The 547-nt window shown below is 40.8% G+C and carries 1 pseudogene; it reads left to right on the top strand.

What is annotated here, in order from left to right:
• Positions 1-73: 73 nt before the first annotated feature.
• Positions 74-547: pseudogene (locus CIK04_RS32490) on the top strand (chromosome partitioning protein ParA); the annotation flags it as partial.

The raw sequence follows: 547 nt of genomic DNA, 5'->3' as shown, positions 1-547 counted from the left end.
AGAAAATCATAATTATCATTATTAAAATCATCCACTTACACTGCATGCTTCTTAGTTTACTTGAGGCATAACAATGACACGCACTCTAATGACAATGCTAGTTGTAGCCAGCATTGCTGGTTGCAACTCATCCGGCGATAGCCGTTCTACATCCCCTTCCCCAGCTTCGGCAACGCCATCCATTCAAATTGAAAAAACAGATGAGCTGATTGCAACACTAAAGAGCCAGAAAACCATTAACGACCAGCTAATGGTGATTTATGAGCGCTATGAGCCCTTGTTAGATCGCTCTGATTCGTTGACAGGACCAGATACTAACCAAGATGGCATTCGAGATGATATCGAAGCGTTTATTGATGCGTTAGAAGTAACAGAGCCTGTTCGTAATGTACTTAAGCAAAAAGCTCGGTATAGCCAAGAAGCTATCAGCACGACTTGAAGTGCACTGATGAAATGAAAGGCTTTCTTATAAGATATCCGAGAAGTATAACAAGGTTCTTGCTTGCTATGACTATTTAAAAATTCCCGTTGAGGATAGTACGCAAAT

The organism is Vibrio sp. 03_296 (assembly GCF_002265885.1).
This window is presented reverse-complemented; position numbering and strand designations above follow the sequence as displayed.